Origin of the sequence: Hyphomicrobium sp. NDB2Meth4, assembly GCF_900117445.1 — a bacterium.
In the GTDB taxonomy this organism is placed as follows: domain Bacteria; phylum Pseudomonadota; class Alphaproteobacteria; order Rhizobiales; family Hyphomicrobiaceae; genus Hyphomicrobium_A.
Map to the genome: position 1 here is coordinate 141079 of NZ_FPEJ01000006.1, position 21739 is coordinate 162817.

The window sequence follows — 21739 nt, forward strand, 5'->3', positions numbered from 1 at the left end:
GGACCCAAACGTTGGGACGCAAACGCAACTGACACCGACATACTTCCTACCCCCCGGTACTCACTCAACTAACTCGGCCTGGAGTCCCTTGAACTCTCAATCAGGCCTTTACTCTGCGCCCCATGTCGTGGGTCGTTTCACGCGCACTTCATGTCGCCCTGCTCGCCGTAACACGCACGACGATCGGCATCGGCATATCGGCTGGCGGGGGCTGGCGGAGGACGAGACCAGACAGGACTTCTCCTCGCAGCGCCGCATCGACAGCTTGATCTCCGGTTGACGGACTGATCACGACACGATGGATGCGTCCGCTGCCGTCCGCCCAAATCCTCATTTCGACTCGTGCGACGATGCTTTTTGTCTTTGGATTTGCCCTAAGCGCAGATTCGATCTGCTGCTGAACGATCGACGCGTACCAACCCCAACGACTGCCGCCGCCACCACCGCCGTTGACCAAACCGCGTCCACCGGGATTGGCAGCCAGGTTGAACTGATCGCCAGGACCATCGGCCGCCTGGTCGAGACCCAGCGGCCCCAAAGGAGGCTCCGCGCTCTCCTCCGGCGGCGCTTCCTTCGGCTCTTCGGTGGGCGCCTCTTCCTTGATGTCGGCTTCGGTGATCTCGGGTTGCTCGATCATCTCCGGCTCGGGTTCCGGTTGTTGCATCTCCTGTGGTGGTGGCGGCGGCGGCGTGATGATGTTGACGATTGTCAACTCGTGAACAGGGCGCGTAGGCGGGGAATCATCCTGCAGCACGACGTACACCGCGGCGACCAAAAGCGTCGCCACTGTAAGTCCGGCACCGATGCCGAACACACGCTGGCCGACTGACGGACCTTGCCCCACCCGATCATCAAGGACGGCCTCGCTCATGCGCGGTCTCCTGCATCGAGCCGAAAACCCGTGGCGAGCACATAGTCGCGAATAAAGCCGCTAGCCTCTTCGAAATCGCTTGTCTCGAGTGAGATGCAAGTGGGTAGGTTGGCACCGAGCACCACACGGTATGTTCTGCCCAACGAGGCGATCTCGGCATATGCAGTGCGGTCGATCCACAATTTGAGCGCCGCTCCTCCTGCAATCTGCAGAAAGTCTACTTCGAGACCGTGTCCGTTGACCGCACGACACTGCGAACCGACCTCTCGCGCGAGACGATTTAACAAACTCCATTCCGTCTCCGGAAATGACAGAATGTTGTCCGCCGCGACATCCACGAACTGGCATCTGAACGCATGGGTAGTGCCCTGCGACGCACAGGATCTGGGCGTAGGCGGCGCAACGTCCGTTTCGGCCGTTCTCGCAGCACCGGCATTTGCTCCGGCGATCGCAGCGACCCAGCGGCAGACGCGCGCCAACCAGCCCGTATCATTTCCCGCGCAACACTGGCCCGAGACGCTGTCCGGTTGCGACACAAGTTTGCGGAGATACATCATTTCACGAGTGGCTTGGTTGCGAGGCCGACCTGCGTGATGCTCAGTCGCCCGAGCAGATCGAGCACGTCCATCACGTTCTGGTACTGTGTTTGCGCATCTCCACGCAGCACGACGGGAAACTCAGGCGTCAGAGCCTTCATCTGCACGAGGCGCTGCTCGAGCTCGGGCAGCGTGACGGGTATCGTGTCGAGAAATATCTTCCCGTCATTCGACACTGTGATCGCCTTCGTCGTCTGCTGCGCAAGACTGGGCGCGGCGGAAGCTTTCGGCAGGTTCACCTTCATGCCCTGCACAGTCGCCGTGGTCATAACGATGAAGATGATCAGCAACACGTACGCGAGGTCGAGCATCGGCGTGACGTTGATGTCGTCGTACGGTTTGTTTTCGGATTGGATTTGCATGGGTCACTCCGCCGCCATCGGCAGTTTGCGAGGGCGATCTGCGCTGTACGTCTCGGCGAGCTTCGTCGTGAACTCGTCGACGAAGACCTGCATGTCGCTCGTCAGATCGCGGATGCGGAGTGTCAGCCAGTTGTATCCAAACAGGGCCGGGATGGCGACGGAAAGACCAGCGACAGTCGCGACCAGCGCACCGGCAACACCTGGAGCGATCGCGTTGATGTTGACGTCACCTGACATAGCGATGGCGGCAAAGGTAATCATGACGCCCATCACGGTGCCGAGAAGACCCAGGAACGGACCACCGGAGATCGAGATTGTCAGTATGACCATGAGCCGATTGAGTTGCTGCAGCTCACGCACCAGACCGGCGTCGAGCGCTGCGCGGATCGCGGCGATCGCTTCGGCGCTGAGGGGATGCGTGCTGCCCTGCGCATCGTCAGGGAAGCGGCCGCGGATCTCTTTCGCACCGATCTTGTAGATCCTGAAGAGCGAGGAATTGCCCAGCGGATTGCGGCGGCGCTTCCCATCGGCTGGCACGGCGTCCGCATCGAGCAGCGTCGTCAAGTCGCCACGCATGCTGCGGAACCGATCGGTGAAGGCGTCGTTGCCTTTCTTCTGGCGGCTGAGGTAGCCGTGCTTCTCAACCATCACCATCCAGCTGGCGACACCCATCACGAGCAGGATCGCGATGACCACCCAGCCGTCGAAGGTCACCGACTTCAGCAGAACGCCGAAGTATCCCGTGAGCCAGCTCGACGTCTCCTCGTCCACGCTGAAGACGATGAACTTGCTAGGATCGGTGCCCTGCGAAGCCACGAGCGCCTTGATGAAGCCGGCAGGACGCGCCGCCTTGATAATCATCAGTTCGTCGATGTCGCCGGCAAATCCGGCTGCAGACGACGCAGCAGGCGCGGGTGCGACGGCCCGTGCTGGCAGCGTAGGTTCGGCTACCGGTGCGCTGCCGTCCGCTGCCAGTGCGGCATCGGCATCACCGGCAGGCGCGGCAGCATCAGCCGGTGCAGCATTGGGATCAGCGGCAGCCACAGAAGCGTCGGCCACCGGGGCGGCTGGAGCAGGGCGTGCTGGCGCTGGTGGTGCGGCAACCGCACTGTCGCCGCCGAGCAGCGCAATCGTGTTGAGTGCCGGCAGCGTGGTGGAGATCGAGCCGTAAGCACTGCCGTCCAGATAGAGCGTCGCGAGGCCAGGCGAAACGACGACTGCCACATGGTGCCAGCCACCCGGCGCCACCGGTGCCGCGGCGGCCGTGCGCTGCACGGCGCCATTCACTGCGATCTCGAGGAAGGGAGCGCCGTCGTCCATTCCAACGACGAAGGCGTTAGCGCCTTCGCGGCGGCTGTAAATGACGGCATTGCGCTGCAGCGCCGCCGGTTTCACCCATGCGGACCAGGTCAGCTGACTGTCCTGCGCGAAGGCGAGCGCAGCCGTCGCAGGGATCGTTATGGGCGCCGCACCGTCGAGTTTGAGGCCAAGTCCGATGAGCGATCCGTCGGCTGCTTGGCCCGCGGTTTGGGCGCTGTTCAACCACACGGTGGAGTCCTGCGGCGGCGTTCCACGCTCCGCGAAATGATAGACGAGCGCCGTCTCCGAGCCGTAGGTGCCTTTGGGGTCGCTGGTCGCGACAGCTTTCTTATTGCCGTAGTAGAGCCAGATGTCGGATTTTGCGCCGGGCTGCAGTTCGCCGGGATTGACCCACACCAGCGCCTCGCCGAGCAGAGCATCGTACTTCTCGATGTGATGCTTCAACGGGGTTTTGTCATCGCTGGAAACAAAGCGGAGGTCGCTGCCGTCCTCTTTCGCAGCAGCAAAGCGAAAATTTCCGACATGCAAGCGAATAAGAACGGCCTGAGAACCGATGGCATCGGTAATCGCAGCGCCCGTCGAGCTCGTGTCGAGCGAGAGCTTTTTGCGCATCTCCCATTCGTCATTCCACCAAGCCGCCGCCGACGTCGTAAGCATGATTGTCGCGAAGGCGGCGCCCAGCGTGAGGGCTGAAGCCCTGCGCATCCAGTTCCTGGGGCTCGGTCGATTATCGGTCGTGCCGTTGATCGGGCGGGACATTGCGCTGCGTTCCTCGGTTGTCATCAGAACCCGCCCGTTACACTGAACAGGACGCGAGGTTCGTTGGCGGTCGTTGTTGTTTCGGTCGTCATGGGGACGGCCAGCGCGACGCTGCCGTCGAGGTATTCGAGCATCTTGAAGCGTGCACCGACGCCGAGGCTCCAAAGGCGGTAGCTGGCGTCCTGCTCAGGCAGCGGCGAATGGATCATCGCCGCCGCACCGTCGACGAATGCGAAAAGTCGGAATTCGTTGAAGACAGGCCGCTCGCCTTGCATTTCCAGGCCTTCGTCCTTGCGCCGCTTCTGGAGAAGTGCGGCAATGTCTGGCGAGCGCAGTTCCAGAGACCCAGCTACGCCCGTGTCGCCGATTGCCTCGGACTCGAGGTATCCGCGCACCGTATCCCAGCCACCGATGCTGAACTGTTCACTCGAAACGAGCGGCCCGTCGGATATCTGCGTCTGGGCCTTTGCAAAAATCTGGAAACCATGTGCAATTTCGCGCGTATGCTGCACGTCGACATTGGCGTGAAAGAAGTTGGATTCGGCGTATGCGCGCTTGATCCAGAACTCCTCGAAATCGCTACCCGGTCCACGCCAGTTGAAGGTTGCACCGAAATTCGCCTGCGTGAGTACCTTTTCGCCCTGCCACGTCGTGCTGTAGCTCGCGGTGAGCGGATAATAGGTAATCGGTGACGAGAACGAGTCCGACCCGAGCTCCACGATCTGGCCGAAATGCTTATAGTCGATGCCAAATGACAGGCTGTGATAGAAGCCGTCGAGTGCCGGCAGCGTCAGCAGTGCCCGCGTGCCAAGAACCTGTCCTGGACCAACGATATTCATCCCGCCAACGGTGGCAACGTTGCTGGATGAATCGACGCCATAGACGAGAATGCTCGTCCAATCGGTAAGGCGACCGAGGTACGAGCCCGAGAAGACCTCGACCTCATCGCGTTGTTCGGGAGATGTCTGATAGCTCAGGCTGAGCGAATGACCGCGCTGCCAGAGATTGTCGTAGCGGATCGATGTATTGAGGCGAAGCGGTGTGGTGTTGGGCGACTGCCGATTGTTGAGTTCGACGCTCGCATGCAGCGGCAGCTTATCTTCAACCGTCAGATCGACATCAACCGTCCCGGGCGTCACGCCCGCTCGGAGGGCCGGCGTGACACGCCGATCCGGCCACTGGCTCAATGCGATGAGATCCTTCGTGACATCGTTGAAGTTGGGAAGAACACCCTCCTGCAGCGACGGAGCCTTTCTTTTGATGAGGTCCTGATCGAAATAGCGCGAATTCTTAACGCGCAGATTTCCAACTTTTCCCTCGGTAACAACCAGCACCACGGTTCCGGCTTCGACATTCTGCTGCGGCACGGAAACGCTGACGGTCTGCAGGCCCTTATCGTGATACGCCTTCTCCAGCGCGGCGCGCGCCTTCTCGATATCTTGCGGCGTCTTCTGCGGCCCGAGAAATGGATAGACCGCACCCTCGACCTCCGCCTGGACGAGATGATCCGCGCCGTCGATGCGGAACTCGTACACATCGAACGGTGGCGGCTGGGCCGCGTCGGCAGACGCAACCTGCTGCGCCGATGTCGTGGACTTCTCATCCGAGGCAGCGCCCGCCGCCCCTGCGAAGAGTGCGAGCACGCCCACGGCCGCCGCCGTGCGCAGTCCCCCGGCGCAGCTGCGCCTACGCATGTACTCGTGCAAACTCACCGCCCACCCCACAGGTGCAAACGCACTACCGCCGCGCCCCTCCCCCGAGGGAAGCGTGCACCATCAATTCAAAGACGCCTCGACTTGGGGCGATGCGAATCGGCGGGTGGACTTTTTTTGATTGACCGCGTGCGTGGTGAGGAATTCAGCTCGGGAACCGGCGCGGTGTCGACCGGGCGCCACGAAGAACAGTGTCCTAACCTGCGAGATCAGCTCAGGACCAAAAGGCCTGCTGGAAGATTGGTCACCTTCGCGCCGAAAAGACGCTGTATCTGGGCAATGAAAGTATCGATCTGATCGCCGCGAAACGTCCCGTTGACGACTCTATGGCTCAGCTCGTCGTTGGCAATGACGATGCGGCCTGGACGGTACCGGTTGACCTCATCGATTACCTCGGAGAGCGGCTTGTCCTGAAAGATGAGCATCCCCGTGCGCCACGAGGTCGCTTTGCCTACATCGACGGCTGCCACCGTCCCGAGCGCACCGTTGCGAGATGAAACCTGTTGCCCGGCAACGAGCAGAACGGTCTGCCCGTCCTCCTCCACGCTCACATCGCCGGAAATGCAGGTGACGGCAACAACACCATCGATACACCGTGCGTTGAAGCTTGCGTCCGAGGCGATGACGCGCAACCCTTCCGCCTGCACAACAAGCGGCTGCCCCTTCGAATCTCGAGTGGTGAACGCAGCCTCTCCAGAGATGAGCCGCACGTCGGGTTCGCCGCCCTTGGATGCGGGACGCACAGCAAGGCTGGTGAACGTCCCAAGTTGCACCGTCGTCGCTTCAGAAAGGGCGACCTCTCGTTGCTCACCCTTTCCAGTCCGAAAGTCGGCACGCAGCTCGCTCCACGATGGCCAAAGCTCCAGCGGGGGCCGAACCACACAATAACCGGCGACCGTTGCAGCCAGAGCCCCTCCAATGAACACGCGCCGCGCGATCCTGTCCCGCTTCAGCGGTTTCGGCGATTGCGCGGCGGCGACCTCTCCAAACTGCTTCCATAGCTTCACAGCCGAGCGAAACGCGGCCTCGTGATCGGGACTTTGAGCGCGCCAGAGCTTGATCTCGTCGGCATCCGCCGTCGTTGCCTCCCCTGACGTCAGCACAACGACCTTTGCGATCGCTTCGCGCAGAAGCGGATCGAGGTCAGAGGCCCGTTCGGTTGGCTGAGTCACGGCTGCAAATGCTCTATATCGCCGCGCCCGCGCGGTGGAACACGATCATCTATATGCTTTCTCGCTAATCGGTAGACGATTCTCGACCCCGGAGCGCGAATTCCGGCGAGGTCGCGGCCAAACATTTCATACCGTGTTCGAGCGCACGCTGAACCTCAAAATCAATGGTGCGGACGCTGACGCCGAACCGCACCGCAAGATCGCGACGGGGCACCTTTTCGAGAAGAGCCGCTTTGAATATCTCCCGGCGTCGTTCCGGCAGCTCTTCCATCGCGCGAAGCAAGGCCTGCAATTCCGACCGCGCTTCTACCACACGCTCAGGTGTCGGGGCGTCGTCCGCGATGTGAAGGAGGGCATCGACCTCATCTGTCGTCAATTTTCGCAAACGAGCCCGGCGCTGGTCGGCAGCAATGTTTAGGGCAATTTTGAACAGGTAGTCCTTGGGACTTCGGATATCACCGATCTCGGTCCCGCGCTGGAGCCGAAGAAAGGTGTCCTGCAGGGCGTCGTCGGCACTTTCCTCCGATCCCAGCCGGCGCGCGAGGCGTCGGCTGAGCGAATTGTAGTTTGCGACAAGCAGATTCTGCAGTGTGGCCCTGTCAGCCTCAGACACGTTAAACCCCGCCTACGCCACCATTCCGTGAAATGGTGCACTGCCCCGCAAGCCGATACCGCCGCTGAACTACATATTTGTGACGGCTCGCCGACGCCGCGAGTTCGTCCGTGCACGCCGGTGGCAAACTTATCACGGAAGCGCAAAATCGACGGGAAGAAGCACCCGCATCTGGCCAGGCAGCTCGGCTGGAATCTCCGGCAGCGGAGCGGCTCGGAAGATCGTCTCTACGGCTTCCCGGTCAAGCAGTTGCTTCCCGGAGCTCGTCTCGACCCACGCGTCGAGAACGCGGCCGTCCCGCTGCAGGACGAACACAACGCGCACCGTGCCTTCCATTCCGCTGCTGCGCGCTGCCGCGGGGTAGCGCTGAAAACGTGCGATGTGGCGCAGGAGAGCCTGCTGAAACCTCAGGGCCATCTCCGACGAAGCCGCCGTTTTCTGCGAGCGAGGAGAGCGAACACTACTGCGACGTTCAGAAGGCGCTTGAACCGCTGAGGTGGCTTGCTCGTGGACGACGAGTTCCTCCTCCTGATTACTCTTCGCCTGCAGTTGAGGCGGAGTATCGGAGCTACCAACGCTATCCGCCGGCCTCTGCTCGGGCGGCTCGGAAGCGGCATAAGGCGTCGGCTCCGTGGTCAAAAGCAGTTGGACCTGAACGGTCGAGCCGTTCTCGGACGAAGCACGACCATCTGGCAGTCGATGCAGCCAGTAGACACCGCCCGCCAACAACAGCACCGCGACAGCCGAAGCCACGAAAAGTCTCAGGACATCGCCCGAGAAGCCGTGCCTCCCATGGCCCATGTCGGTCATCACACTCCAGGTCCTGACGACTGCTATCGCGTGTTATTACATCGAGCGCACGACAATAACGACGCGTATCGGTTGCGGCGCATTGTCTGGCGGCCGTTGGCGCAGGACTAGGCCGCCGAGCGCGTCCGCGATGGATGCATCGCGGCCGACGTCGCCGGTTGATTGTGCCAATTCTGCGCGGTTCACGACGCGTTCCGGACTGATCCAGAGCTTCACGCTGGCCCGGTAGTTCCCTGACTTCGTCCGCTCGTCTCTACGCAAAGCCTGGGCGATATCGACCTTGACGCTCTGACCGAAGTTTTCCAGCTCCCTCTCGCTGGGCCGCGGTCCGCTCGAAACGCGAAGCGTATCGAGCAACAGGTCCGCATCGCCCAGCGCTGTCGGTGGCGGCAGATCGGCTTGGCGGTACGGCGACGAGATGGTGATGGCGTCGCTGCGGGTGTACTGGATCTCAAGATCCGTTCCGGCCAAAAGCTGTTCGACGGCAGCTTGCCGCGTGAACATGCCCTTGACCGCCGATGACTTGAGCGATCGGCCAATGCTGCTTTCATAAAGCACTTCGACGCCGCTCGCGCGGCTGTATGCCTGCAGTGCATCGCTGAGCGCTTGACTGGGGATATCGAAGGCTATTGGACCGAAGTAGGTGGCTACCACCTCCTCGCTCCAAACTTTTGAGATGAACAAGCCGTTGAGAAGAATTGTCGCCGATGCGATCAACGCTAGGCCGAAGACGAAATCCGGCGCCCTGCCGGCTCTACAACAGAAATACTTCATACCTGTTCCCGTGCTGCGCACGAGGGATTGCCCCACCCGATCCGACGGGTAGTCTCTGAATGTAACGGTTTGACGACATCACCGGCCCGGGCGCAGACGCATTGTCAACACTCACGAGCCTCTTGCGCGAAACGCTCGAGATTTGCCCGTACGCATGAGTTCTTTGATACTTCGCAGTGAGCGGTCCGGGGTACAACCGGTAACCCAATCCTGTTAAACTGAGATCGAGGACGGCTAGCCGTCCAAGTTCGAGGCGTTCACAGGTGTCAAATGGCGTCGGATGAGAAGATCGCAGAGGCGCGCAAGATGGCTCAGGAGATACTGGCGCTGTCACCGACAGAGGTGTCGCAAGTATTCCACGAGGAGATGAAGCGCCGCAAACTCGCCAAGCTCATTCGACTGCTTGACGCCCTGCAAGGGCAAGGCGGCGATGACCGCCGCATTGCCGAAAATGCACTGTCTCGCCTCGGATTTCCGGTCTCCGCGGGCTGACGCGAGCTAACGGCTCTGCCAAACTTTCGCTCTGAAGCAATATACAAGGACACTTGCGCTCAGTCCGCCTGAACTGGCGCGCGATACCGTATCGTCGTGAGGCGCCCGCTCCAAAAATCCGCAGCGGATGGCGCTAACGCCGTCTTCGTTCCGCTTCGGCAAGCAGCCTTCTTTCATCCACCGTCAAGGCGTCTGTCTGCTGTGGACTTATCGGGCCGTTACCCACGACCCTGACTGTACTGTTCGGATCATACTCGAGGTTGCCCTGGCGTTCATCTCGCTTCTGGCGCCCATCCGCAGGGTCCTCCTCATCGCCTCCACCGAAGCCGATCACCTCGACGATGATCACCGAGGCTTGCTCTGAGGCTCCCTGTTGCTGGGGTTTCGTCGCGGCCTGTGCGGCACCTGCCGTATTCGTCGCCTCGGTGAGGCCGCCGATGTTCGGCGCCTGGATCTGCGGTACGCCGGAGACGTTGCCCTGCGCCTGGATGTTCGCCGCATTGATGATCTGTAGCGCGACGAGGTTCACGTTGGCGCCAGCGCGGATACCGGCCTCGCCCGCGTCGATGGTGCCGAGCGGCGCGATGAGGTCGATGTCGCCGCCCGGGATGCCGGGGATCGTGCTGCGCGAGGCGATGCCCGCGCCCGACGAAGGCACGTTGGGCGCCAGCGTCACGTTGCCGTAGTTGTCGTAGATGCGCTTGGGAGGCGTGTAGACGATCGTCGTCTTGGAACCGCGGCCGGCGTTGATGTCACCTTCTGCCGACCAAGCGAGGATATCGCCGCCCATCGTCGTCATGATGCGCGACAGGCCGAGCAGGATCGAGCCCTTCGAATACATTGAGATGTTGCCCTGCCCTTGCGTGACAATGCCGGCAGAGGCAGGCGGCACGAGGCCTTCCACACCGATCACCGTGCGCCCGCCTGGGGTCAGCATCTGGATGTCGCCGCCGAACAGCGTGCGCACGCCCGAGCCACCGAACATGGTGATGTCGCCGGCGTAGGTGATGGCATTGCCGTTCGCGTCCTTCTCGGGGAACAGCGCCTCGATCACATAGCGGCCGCGCAGGTACGAACCATAGCGGCTCGAGTCGGGATCGTTGTACTCGCGGCCACCGGCTTTCAGCTCGGCGAAGTACACCTGGCGCAGGAAGATCGACTGCTGCTCGGAGGCGAGGCTTGCGAAGTACTCGCGGCGCTCCTCATCATCTGCACTCGTGAAACCGAAGCGCTCCTCGAGCCAGGCTTGCAGCTCCTTCTCGTAGGTCTTGGCTACTTTGCCGGGCTGATCGATCAGCGGCGTGCCGACGACGGCGAGGTTCGCAGGATCGAGATAGGGCAGGAGGCCTGCGTAGTTCGGACCCGCCGTGCCCACACCCGCTTGCATCAGGATCGACGCGCCGGGGCGTGTGTCACCCGCGGCGAGAGCGCCGATCGACACAATCGAGCCCTTGTCACCCTGGTAGATCGTGCCGCCGGCACTGACATCGAGCGCGCCGGGACCGGCGATGTTGGTGTTGAGATAGAAGATACTGCCGCCGGCCTCGATCATCGAGATGTCGGTCTGGTCGGTGTTGAGGATCAGGCCGGCCGTGGTGCGGGCGCTCCCGGCACCGAAGTTGACGATGTCGCCGCCGGCGATCACCCGAATGGCCTTGCCGGTCCCGCGATTGAGGGTGTGATCCGCGTTGTCGTAGACAATGCTGTTGGGCGCCTCGCCGAGGGCGAGATTGATGATGTCTCCGGCGAGCGCGACGATGCGGTTCGGGGTGGTGTCGTTCGTATTGGACGCCGACACGCGGTCGTCTTGGAAGCTGAAGAAGTAGTTGCTGTTCCCGGTGGAGGGGCGGAACGGATTAGGGATGTCGTTGGCCCCCGAAGCGGCGCTGGAAACGAGGATCCGGGTCGAAGTGCCGGTGGCACTCACAGCCGTCAGATTGCCGACCCACAGGCCGGCACCATAGATCGATTGGCCTGCGAGCAGATTCAACCGCCCGTTCGGCGACGGGGCCAGTTCGAACGTAAGGGCAAAATTGCCGCCGAAATAGATGCTGCCGCTGGCCGCAACGGCATCGAAGATGCCGGGGGCCATTGTGAAGGCCGAACTGGAGCCCTTCGATGACCAGCTTGAGCCGAGCCCCGCATTTGTCACCGGCACGAGATTGCCGCCGGCGGAGAACAGCGAGATCGCGGTCGATCGCGGCTGCCAGAGCGAGAAGGATGCGCTCGACGCCGCCGCGCCCATTTGGCCCGGATCCGCATAGGTGCCGATCACGAGGTCGGCCGCCGTCCGCACCGTCACGGCGCCATCACCGGGGATGAGGTCGATGCCGCCACGAGGGCTAGCCAGGTTGGCGGCATTGGCGTCGATACCGCGCGGGTCGCCGGTTTCTTTGACACCATAGATCTTGGCAACGGCGCCGATGGAGCCGGCCGCGATGGTGATGTCGCCACGCAGATCGGCGAAGATGCTGTGCGAGCCGTCTGCCGCCTGCACGCCGTTCAAGTAGTTGTAGCCGGTGTTGAGCGAGCCGCCGATCTTCGCAATGAGATCGCCGCCGCCGGCCTGTACCAGCGTGCCGCCGGTGACGATGGAGCCGTCCTTGGTCACTGAGAGCACCTTGCCGCTGGCGCCGACGGCGACCTGCAAGGAGCCGTAGGTCTGGGTGGTGACGCCAGAACTATTGAAGGTCCGGGTCATGGCGCCGGCGTCGCCACCCACCGCTAGAGCGACGTTGCCGCCGCCGAGGGTGCCGACGCCCGTGAAGCCCGTGATGTAGGAGACGGTGCCACTGGTGAGTTTGCGGTCGAAAGCGATCGACCAGGCGGCATTGCTGGTGCTGCTGCCGCTGCGTACCAGCCAGTTGGCCGGTGACCAGGACTGAGCGAAGCCGCAGACATTGTACGTGCAGTTGAACGAGTAGCCGGTGACGTTGCCCTGCGCGGTCACGGTCAGGTCGCCGCCGTGGTCCGGCATGTAGGTGCCGGCGGGGAGGCCGGCCGTGCCGGTGTCTGTGCCGGCCGTGTAGAGACCATAGAGCGAGTTCATGGTGAGATCGCCGCCGGCGAGGAGTTCGAGGTCGCCTGTGCCGGTACGGATCACGCTCGCAATAGGCACATTGCCCAGTGGGCTAAGGTGCTGGTCGGACAGGACCATGTTGCCGCCGCCGTTCAGTTCTCGCAGCGAGCGAAGGCCCCGGCCGTCCGCGCTTGCAAGGTCGGCGCCGGCGACGAGCCGGATCGACCAGGACCCGCTACCCGGCGCCAGCATCGGCGTCGTCTTGCCGGTGACGAGCGTCACCGCGCTCAGGCTTGTCTGATTTGGCAGCACCGTGCCAACCGGCAGAATTTGGGCACCGAGGAACAGCTGCGTGGTTTGTGCGAGATAGGTCTTGATCACCGTGCCGGCGGGAATGATCGTTCCGGCGGCGAGCGACAGTGACCCCGTGCTCGTGCCGGCCGGCGGAAGTGTGGTGCCCGCCGCGAATCGCGACCCTGCCGGGACCGCGGCAGTAACAACGGCGCCGGCCGCATAGAGGAGCGCGCCGCTGGCACTGTAGATGTTCGCTGTGGCGGTCCAGCCGGTCTGTGCGACGTTTGCGGCGCTCGTGAACTCGAACGGAATAGCGACGGCGCGCTTGACGGTATTGCTGGTAGCGAGAACAGCGTCAAAGTTCAGGGTCGAGGTCGCTGTGAGCTGCGTCATCGGAATGGACGCGCTCCCGATAGTGGTCACCACAGTCAAGGTCCGGGCAGCCTGCAGGGTTTCGCTCGACGAGAGTGTGCCCAAAGATACTTCAGCCGGCGCACCGAATCCGTCCGAGATGCTGCCGCCGATCGTGAGATTGCCGCCGGCGCGAATCACAAGCGCGCCGGGCTCGCCGGCGCCGTAGCCCGGCGACGTGAGATCGCGGTTGGCGTTCGGCCCGTAGCGATATTTGGACAGATCGATATCGCCCGAGGTAGAGAGATCACCGCCCGAGGTGATCTCCACGCCCGGCCGCAGATGGAAGGCGCTGCCATAGCCGGTAAGGCCGGCGAGCTTACCTTGCAGCGAAGCGGTGAGCCGGCCGGCGGCGACGTCGTTGTTGTAGGCCGCCCGGATGAAGCTCTGGCTGGCGACGTCGAAGCCGTCCAGCATGGCCTGGGTGATGGCAGTATTCGACGCGTAATTGCCGTATTGCCAGACGGCATTCAGGGCGATGCTATTGGCGCCGCGGATGGAGAGCGGTCCGGTCGCGCTGACCTGAATGTCGCCGCTTGTCTCGCTCGTGCGCCGCGCATTCAGAACCACCTGCCCATAAGCGCCGCTCGGCGTCGAAAGGTCCAAGACCGAGCCCGCGCCGAGGCTGAGCGTGCGGTCGCGCGCCGTCAACTCGATGTGCCCGCGGTTCTTCGCTTCGATGGGCTGGCCGTAGCTGTCCACTTGCAGTTCCGTGCCGTGAACGTCGAGCACGGCGGACGAGGCAATCGTCAGATTGTCGCTGGCAGCGAGCCGGATGGTTCCGGGCGTCGCCCCGCTGGCATCAATGCGCCCATTCACCGTGAGGCTGCCGCTGTCGACCGAGACGACGACCGTGTGCGCCTTCACCTCGTCGCCGATGGTGAGGTTGCCCTTTTTCAGATCGAACTCCCGCGTGCCGAAGAAGCCGCCGGCGTTGAGCGCACGGTTGAGACGGGCGAAGCTCGTCGTGCTCGACCAGTCGGGGTCGAGGCTGTCGAGGTAATAGGTATCGAGCTTGAACGAGCCACCTTTGTAGCCGCCGGTCGCGGCGCCTTTGAACATGCCATCGACCGAGGTCAACGTGCGGCCCTCACCGTCGACGAACACGACGAGACCACCGCTGTTGGGATCGGGCGCGGCGACCGAGATCGAGCCGGCGTCATTGTTCGCGGCCGATACGTCAAGCACAGCTCCCTGGGAGAAAATGACGGCGCCATTGGTCGAGGCCTCGAGCGCGATGTCGCCGCCCCAGGAATACTTGGTGACGTCATCGAATGAGACCGCGCGGCCCGACAGATCGAGACGAGCGTTTTTGCGCAGTTCGACATTCAGTCCACCACCCGTGGCGGTGAGACGTCCGGAGGGCAGCGCGACGGCCGTGTCGATGACGACGCCGTTGTAGACCGACTTCAGGTTGATGGTCGCGCCGAGACTGCCGACCTTGCTGGTATCGGCCGGTGTGCTGCCCTCAGGCGCCGTCACGAAGATGCTGCTGCCGGAGTAGACCGAGAGCACCGAACCCGCCTCGCCCGTGAGCAGCGGCGTGATCAGGCTCAGCCTGTGCCCGACCTCGCCGGTGTAGGTCTTGGCGTCGTAGGTGGAGGTGGGGCTCGCACCCGTGCGCCAGAACGACAGCGTGTTGTGGTCACTCGACGTGATGGAACTCGACGCCAGGAAAGTTGCGTCCTGGAAGCCGAGCATCAGGCGGTCGAAGGTCACTGTCGAGCCGCCGGCTAGCGCCTTGCCATGGCCGAGCACGATGTCGCGCGCCTCGATCGTCAGCGACCCGTTGCCCGCGCCAGGTCCGTTCGCGATAATCGCACCAGGCAGCGCGCTGCCATAGTTCACCTCGCCACTCCCGTCCCTTGAAACGGTGCGCTGGCCGACGTTCCAATAGAGCGAGCCGGCCTTGAGCACGGCGCGGTCATTGATGCTGCCCGAGCCATAGATGGCGGCCGTGGTGAGGGTGAGACTGTCGAGCGCGGAGAGGTCGAGGCTCACCGCGCCGTAGAAATTGACCGAGTTTCCAGCACCGAGCTTCAGCGAGCGGACCGCGGCGATATTGCGGGACGGATCTCCGGCGAGCAGCGACGCCAACAGATCCTCCGTCAGGTTCAGGCCCTGCGCCAGGGTGCCGGCTGTCTGCGCAGCGGCGAGGCTTTGCGCGGTCCCGATATTGATGGACGCCGCCGTGATATCGAGCGTCTTGGCCCCGAGAAGCGGAGTGCCCTCGAAGGCGACGCCGGTCTGGGACAGGAAGCCGACGAAGCTTTCCGTGTAGATGCCGGCGCCGGCACCAATGTCGATTGTGCCGGTCGAGCTCTGGATGGCGTTGGTGTAGAATTCGACGTCACCATTGCTGGCCACCAGCAGCGGCACGTTGCCGCCCAGCATCAGGCCCGTCGACGCATCGAGCAGCCCGACGTTGCCATACCCACGCGTATCGATCGTCGCGCCGCCGTCGAGGCGGATCGCTTTCTGCGCGCCGAGAACCACCTGCCCGCCCCTGAGCGTTGCGCCGCTCTCGAGGCGGATCGAACTGGTCACACGTCCGCTTTTGAGAAGAGAAGGCTGAATTGAAACGTTGTAGGTGAGACCGAGAAGTCCCCCGACCACGACGTTCGGCGCGCCGAAGGCGTTGATATCCGCCGCTGCCACTGTGGTCTGTGTCGCCGACCGTGCGGTCGTGCTGCCCTCGGCCGTGATGATCAGGTCGCCGTTCGAGCCGCCGGTTACGGCCAGGATGCCGCCGTAGCCTCCCGCTGCAGATGCCATGTCGGCGGTCCCGCGCCAGTCGAGCGCCGGCTGATTGGCGTTGATTGCGGAGGCCGAGAGAGCGAGCAAGACCAGATTGAGATTCTTGGCGTCCGCCTCCAGGAGCAGGCGCCGCGCGTCGAACGTCGCGGCTTGCGCGCGTTGGAAGGCCGCATAGCTCGTCTCGTTGTACTGCGAATAGGTGCGCACCGTCGCCGAGGGCGTGATGGTCACGTCGGTCGGCAACGCAGCTTGAATCGCGGTGTCCGCGATCCCCTGGTAGCCGGAGACGACGTAAGACCCGTTGGTCAGCACCGTCGCGCCCGCTAGCGCTGTCGCGCCGGTGCGGCCGAGTTCGACCCGGAACGCACCCGGCAGCAGCGCGTAGTTGGCGGGCAGCAGCGTGTAGGTGCCGGCCGGCAGGCCCGGCACCCCATCCGGAATGGTCACGGTCTGGCCGATGCCGGGCACGGCTCCGGTCCACGCCGAGAAATAGCCGCCCGCCACGGGCGCGGTGGAGACGCCTGGCACGATGGCGTAAACCAAGCCGTCCTTGCTGAGAGGGTTGAGCAGGCTATCGACCGAGCCGCCGCGCCCCGAGACGAACGCCGCCCCGGTCAGCGCGCCGCCGCCAGAAACATCGAGCCGCGCACCCGACTCTCCGACGATGTTGGTGCCGGTCACCGTGATGCCGGCGAGTTGGAGGCTCTTGGAGGTATCGATGGTCCCGTCGCTCTTGAGATATTGCCCGGTACCGAGGGCAATGCTGACCGGGCTCGCACCGTCCACCAAATAGCTCACCCCGTCGGTGGTGCCGCCATAGGGCATGACGAGCCCGGCGCCGCTGACCGAGGTGATGGAGCCGGATAGGAACTCAACCACGGCCTGCTCCGTCTCGGCGGCGCTGGCGCCGTGCGTGGCGGTCAGCGTTATGTCCCCGAACGGCGCAAACAGCGCGCCGCCCTGTTCGATGGCACTGGCCGTCAGGCTCAACGCCCCGAAGGCCGAATAGGGCGTGGCCACGGGAGCGCCCGTCGCGGGGCGCGAGATGCGGATCGCCGCCGCGGGGTCGCTGAGGCTCAGATTGGGGCTGGCGCCGCCGCCGTTGCCCGGGCTGTAGTCGTTTTGCGTGTAGCCCGCCATGACGGTCGCGCTCACCCCGCTGGCGGGGTAGATCCGCGCGGCGGACAGTGACAGATCATGGGCCGTGTAGAGGGCCGGCGCAGTACCACCGTTGCCGAGAACGAACCGCAGGTCACCTGTCGACGCCAGGTTTACGTCGGCAAAGCGGGTGATGAGGGTGCCAGCCACATCGATGAGATCACCACGCACGACAAGCTTGCCGTTCGTGTCAAAGTCGGTTGTGGCCTTATTCCCTTGCGCAACGCTGGTATAGTTCAAAGTGAACGTGTCCTGGCCCGCAAACCGCACGTAGGGCGCCGCCAGCAATGCCGTGCCTGCGGACAGGTCGGCATAGGTTCCAGCCTTCAGGCTGAGGCTGCGCCCGACGCTGAGCGAGACGTCTCCGTCGAAAACCAGCGCCGTGCGGCCGAGCAGCGATACGGCGTCGAAGCCGCCCGCCTCGATCTGAGCGACCGCGATGGATCCGCGGCCTGGCGCAAAATTGGCATTGCTCTGGCCCGGCTGCACCCCGGCGGTCAAGGTGTTCGAAAGCTCTTCACTGACCGTCAGAAACCGGCCCACTTTCAGGTTCGATGGAACGGGGATGCCGTTCGGTGCTGACTGGATCGGGGATTCCAAGTTCACGATCAGGTTGCCGCCGGCCGCACCCGCGCCGCCCGCGAAGGCCTTCATCGTTCCCTCGGCATGAATGCCGGACCAGCTCCTGAGCGCGATCGTGCCGGCGTCGCTCGCCACCGTCACCCGCCGCGTCGTGTCCGAGCCAATGATCAGGTCGAGCTCGCCGCTAGTGCCGGAGGCATCGAGCACGGCGCCAGGCCTCACGACCACATAGGCATGGGTCGAAGCCTCGGTGCCGGTCTTGTAGGCATCGCCCGTATCCGCGACCAACCGGAAGTCCCCGCCGGAACTCCCGATGCTGATGCTGCCGCCGTTGGGGATCACGCCGTAACGGCGGCCGGCGTGGTCAGTCGCGACGTAGGCCCGCGCTGCGACGTCGAGCACGGCGTGGTCGCCGATCCATACCGACATCGCGCCCGGATCGACGTACCCGACCTCGGTGAAGTTGTTGGCAACCGTGATGCTGCCGCCCGGCGCTGTGATGGTGCCGTCCACCGTCACCTGACCGCTGGAAGCAAGGCGCACGCTTTGGCCCGGATCGACCGTGATCGACGCGCCGGTGCCGATCGTCAGCGCGCCCTTGGTCGTGGTGTAGCCGCTGCCATCAGCACCGGCTCCCGACAGCAGAGCGACGCTGGCGCCACCGCGCTGCGTCAGCGTGGCGTTGATCGGGTTTTCAAGATAGACCGGCGGCATCCACAGGCTCACCGCCGCGCCGATGGCGTCGGCGCCCGCTGCCGCAAGGGCGCGACCATCATCGAATGTCAGCACCGGCATCACGGCGTCGATCGCGACACCATCCGCTACCGTCAGACTGGTGAGCCCGTTGACCGAATAAGCCGAGAAGCCTGACCGGAACAGTTCCGACGACAGGTTCAGCGCTGCGTCGGTGCCGCCGATGCTCACGCTGCCGCCGGTCTGCAGCGTCAGACTGCCGCCCTTGCCGAACCCATAGGAGATCAACTCACCACGCAGCGTCAGATCGCCATGAATGGTGTTGGCAGAGGTGGAGCCGTCGACGGCCGTCAGGGTGTGGCTCGCCACCAGCGTGATGTCGCCGCCGTTGCCGCCCTTGAGCTTACCCGTAGTGAGCAGCGAGGCGCCGGCGGAGGCGTTGATGGTAGACGTCGTGCCGATAGTGATATCGCCGGTGGAGCGCAGCGTCACCGCGCCGCCATCGATGAAGGCCTGGCGCGACAGGTCGGTCGCAGGGTCGACGAGCCCGTTACTCCAAAGACCACGCGTGTCGATAGCCGCGCCGTCTTGCAGCGTAATGCTGGCGCGACCAACCGCGGGCGTGAGCGGCAGCGTCGACCTGCCAATGCTGTTGCCATTCAGATATACCCTGTCGAGCAACGTCGTCAGCATCACGCTGCCGCTCCTGGCCGTGACATTGGCCTTGATGTCGATCGTGGGTGCGACGAGGTCGAGTGCGCCGCCGTCGGCCAAAGTCAGGTCGCTCTCGACGACGATCGATCCGCGCGTCGCGATATCGATCCCGCCGAGCTCCTGCTCGTTGAGATGACCGGCATCGAACCACACCGTGTTTGCTGCGCGGCCGGTCGCGGCACCCGCCGTCAGGTTGGCGGTGATGTCGGCGACGTCGGCGATGCGCACGTCGCTCGCATAGGCATCGGTGCGTCCGAGCGCTCCATACTGCCCCACCGCCAGCGTGCCGGCCTTGGCGACCTGCGTCTGGCTGGCCTTGTAGCCGTCGGTGATGCCAGCGGGCCGCGCATTGAACTGGTACTCGCCGTGCACCACGTCGGCGAGGATGTCGGCTTCGAACACCGCGGTCGGCGTCGACAGGTTGAGCCGACCGGCATCGCGCCCGATGGTGTAGCCGTTCTCCCACCGCGTCGACACGCGGCCCTTGCTCAGTGGGTTGGTCCACACTTCGGTGATGCCCCAGCGGTCGTTGGAGCGGATGTAGCCTTCGCCAAGCCCGTAGAACGTCATGTCGGCGCGCGCGTCGTTGACGTTGTAGAGCTTGCCGTCGCGGCCGAGGAAGTTCGTCGTCTGGATGTAGCCCCCCGCGTAAGAGACCGAGCCGCCGGAGATATCGAAGATCGCACCCTTCTGCGCGATCACCTCGCTGGCCGACAGCGTGATGGTGCCGCCGACACTCGACCACTCGCCGATCCCATGCGCCGTGTTGGCGAGATAGCCGCCCACCTCGAGCAGGCCGCCCGGCGTATAATAGCGATCGCTGTCATAGCCGCCCGTCCCCGCCGGAACGTAGGTCAGGTTGCGGACATCGACCCACACGTCGGCGTTCTTCAGATAATCGTTGTCGCGGTTCTGTGGGCTGTCGCGCAGCTCGTTGCCCTGGATGTTGACCAGGATGTTGTTGTTCGCCATGGCGAGCTGCACGTCGCGAACACCCGACACATCGAGCACCGAGCCTTCGGCATTGAAGATGCGGCCCTTGGCCGAGACCGCGATCTGTCCACCTTGCGCGCTCGATATCGAGTTACCCTCGAACGTCACGTTGCCGCCGGTGACGATCTCGATGCGCGATTGATCGAGCCGGTCGGCCAGAAGCGACAGATTGTCGAACGCCCCCGCCGCGGCGCTGCCGCGCAACACGTTGGCGTCATCGGATGCCTTGATCAGCGCATCGCGCTGGCTATTGAGCGCCGTAGCCCCACTCGCAAGATCGGGAATGACCGAGGTGACGCTGCCGGACCCAAGCACGATCGAGCCCGTCGTATCGCGCACCGAGTTCAGCAGATGGATGGTGCCGCGCGTGTTGACCGAGGTCGACGCAATCAGCACGCCGTCCTGGCGGATCGCGTGAGCGGCGAGCGTGATGTCGCCCTCGGAGGCGTAGATTTCGCCGCTGTTGCTCACCGTTCCAAGGCCGCCCGGCGTGAACGTCGTGCCGTTCCACGTTCCGACCGACACCTCCGAGCCGCGCGTCGTCGACGACTGGTTGGCGTCGGTGCCGTAGCCGCGGCGGAGGACGAAGTCATCGCCCGCCGCCAGCAGGGCCTGCCCCAATGGCGTGTTGATCGAGCCCCAGTTCTCAACTTCGCTGCCGAGCAGCATCACCGTGCCGCCGCCAGAGGTGACCGACTTCGGGTCATGCGTGCCAATCTGAGCCCCGCGCTCGACAAGCACCTTGCCGTTGCCGGCGCCCATGAAGCTCGGCGTGTAGACGGTGCCCGTCAGCGGCGCGTAGATGCCGGCATTGAGGAACTGCTCGTTGGCAATGTTGGCCGTCGACGCGATGAGGCTGCCGACGTTCACCTGCGAGGCACCACCGAAGACGATGCCGTTCTGATTGATGACGTAGACAGACCCGTCGGCCTTGATAGTGCCGAGGATCTGGCTCGGCGCGGTCCCGCCCGTCACCCGGTTGAGCGCAACCCAGTCGCGATTGCCCTGCTGATCGAAGGTCAGGTCGGTCTTGCCGCCGACATTGAACGTATCCCAGGTGAGGATCGCCTTACCTTGCGTCTGCTCGATGCCGACCTTGGTGCGATCGCCATCGCTGAACTGCGTCGGCAGGTTGGCGCCCTGCCACAGCTCGGTGTTGATGACGCCGCCATTGCCGACGACGCCGTTGCCGATCACCAGCCCGCCGGCACCGAGCCCGTTGACCGCATTGGGCATCGCACTGAGCGCAGCCTTCGCCGCATCGCGCGCAGCCTGCTGGGAGGCCTGCTGAGCCTGGATGGCCAGCGTCGCGCGCTTCAAGGCGTTCCCCGCATCGCGTGCCGCATTCGTCGCAGCGTCCTGCGCCGCCTGCTGCGCCGCTATCGCCGCAGCAGATGGCGTAACCTGCTGACCGCCTAAAGGCTTGGCGTGGCTGCCGGAGGCAGTGAGCAAGATGCCTAAAACGCAACCGAGAGCGGTCAAAAATCTCTGGCCGCGTGCCCGTTTCGTTGCCAGCGAGATGATACGACCGGGCATCGGCATGCTCCTATAACCACGACAAGCTTCGACGGGTGAGCGGCTCGACCGCTGGCCCGAAAATTTGCTCTCGTATAGGTAGACTTTGTAAGGCTGCCGTT

Annotated in this window: 10 protein-coding genes and 1 pseudogene; 1 reads left to right on the plus strand and 10 read right to left on the minus strand. The window is 63.8% G+C overall.

Annotated elements, in window-relative coordinates:
- Positions 1–148: 148 nt before the first annotated feature.
- The 9 genes from NDB2M4_RS12330 to NDB2M4_RS12370 all read right to left on the minus strand — a co-directional run bounded on the left by NDB2M4_RS12330 (position 149) and on the right by NDB2M4_RS12370 (position 8989).
- Positions 149–871 (minus strand): TonB C-terminal domain-containing protein, encoded by a 723-nt coding sequence (locus NDB2M4_RS12330; RefSeq protein ID WP_072375438.1) that lies wholly within the window; start codon positions 869–871, stop codon positions 149–151.
- Positions 868–1209 carry a hypothetical protein gene (locus NDB2M4_RS19995; RefSeq protein ID WP_139247239.1) on the minus strand — a complete coding sequence of 114 codons (342 nt, stop codon included), beginning with the start codon at positions 1207–1209 and terminating at the stop codon, positions 868–870. Before NDB2M4_RS19995 ends, NDB2M4_RS12330 begins: the two co-directional genes overlap by 4 nt.
- Positions 1210–1424: 215 nt before the next feature.
- A complete protein-coding gene (locus NDB2M4_RS12340; RefSeq protein ID WP_072375444.1) occupies positions 1425–1829 on the minus strand; it encodes an ExbD/TolR family protein in 405 nt (134 codons plus the stop codon).
- 3 nt (positions 1830–1832) lie between these two features.
- A complete protein-coding gene (locus NDB2M4_RS12345) occupies positions 1833–3908 on the minus strand; it encodes a DUF2341 domain-containing protein (protein WP_083556278.1) in 2076 nt (691 codons plus the stop codon).
- Between the two features lie 23 nt (positions 3909–3931).
- Complete coding sequence (locus NDB2M4_RS12350) at positions 3932–5602, minus strand: ShlB/FhaC/HecB family hemolysin secretion/activation protein (RefSeq protein WP_072375450.1); 1671 nt, start codon at positions 5600–5602, stop codon at positions 3932–3934.
- Between the two features lie 227 nt (positions 5603–5829).
- Positions 5830–6792: a FecR family protein gene (locus NDB2M4_RS12355; protein ID WP_083556268.1), complete on the minus strand. Its 963-nt coding sequence runs from the start codon at positions 6790–6792 to the stop codon at positions 5830–5832.
- A 64-nt stretch (positions 6793–6856) separates the two neighbouring features.
- Positions 6857–7405 carry an RNA polymerase sigma factor gene (locus NDB2M4_RS12360; protein ID WP_072375453.1) on the minus strand — a complete coding sequence of 183 codons (549 nt, stop codon included), beginning with the start codon at positions 7403–7405 and terminating at the stop codon, positions 6857–6859.
- A gap of 132 nt (positions 7406–7537) precedes the next feature.
- Complete coding sequence (locus NDB2M4_RS12365; RefSeq protein ID WP_072375456.1) at positions 7538–8215, minus strand: energy transducer TonB family protein; 678 nt, start codon at positions 8213–8215, stop codon at positions 7538–7540.
- Between the two features lie 36 nt (positions 8216–8251).
- Positions 8252–8989: an STN domain-containing protein gene (locus NDB2M4_RS12370; protein ID WP_139247240.1), complete on the minus strand. Its 738-nt coding sequence runs from the start codon at positions 8987–8989 to the stop codon at positions 8252–8254.
- Positions 8990–9229: 240 nt separating this feature from the next.
- Between NDB2M4_RS12370 and NDB2M4_RS12375 the strand changes: the two are divergent.
- A pseudogene (locus NDB2M4_RS12375) lies at positions 9230–9481 on the plus strand (hypothetical protein); the annotation flags it as partial.
- A gap of 133 nt (positions 9482–9614) precedes the next feature.
- On the opposite strand, the gene NDB2M4_RS12380 reads toward NDB2M4_RS12375, so the two are convergent.
- Positions 9615–21638, minus strand: a complete 12024-nt coding sequence (locus NDB2M4_RS12380; RefSeq protein WP_171988090.1) for a filamentous haemagglutinin family protein — start codon at positions 21636–21638, stop codon at positions 9615–9617.
- Positions 21639–21739: the final 101 nt, after the last annotated feature.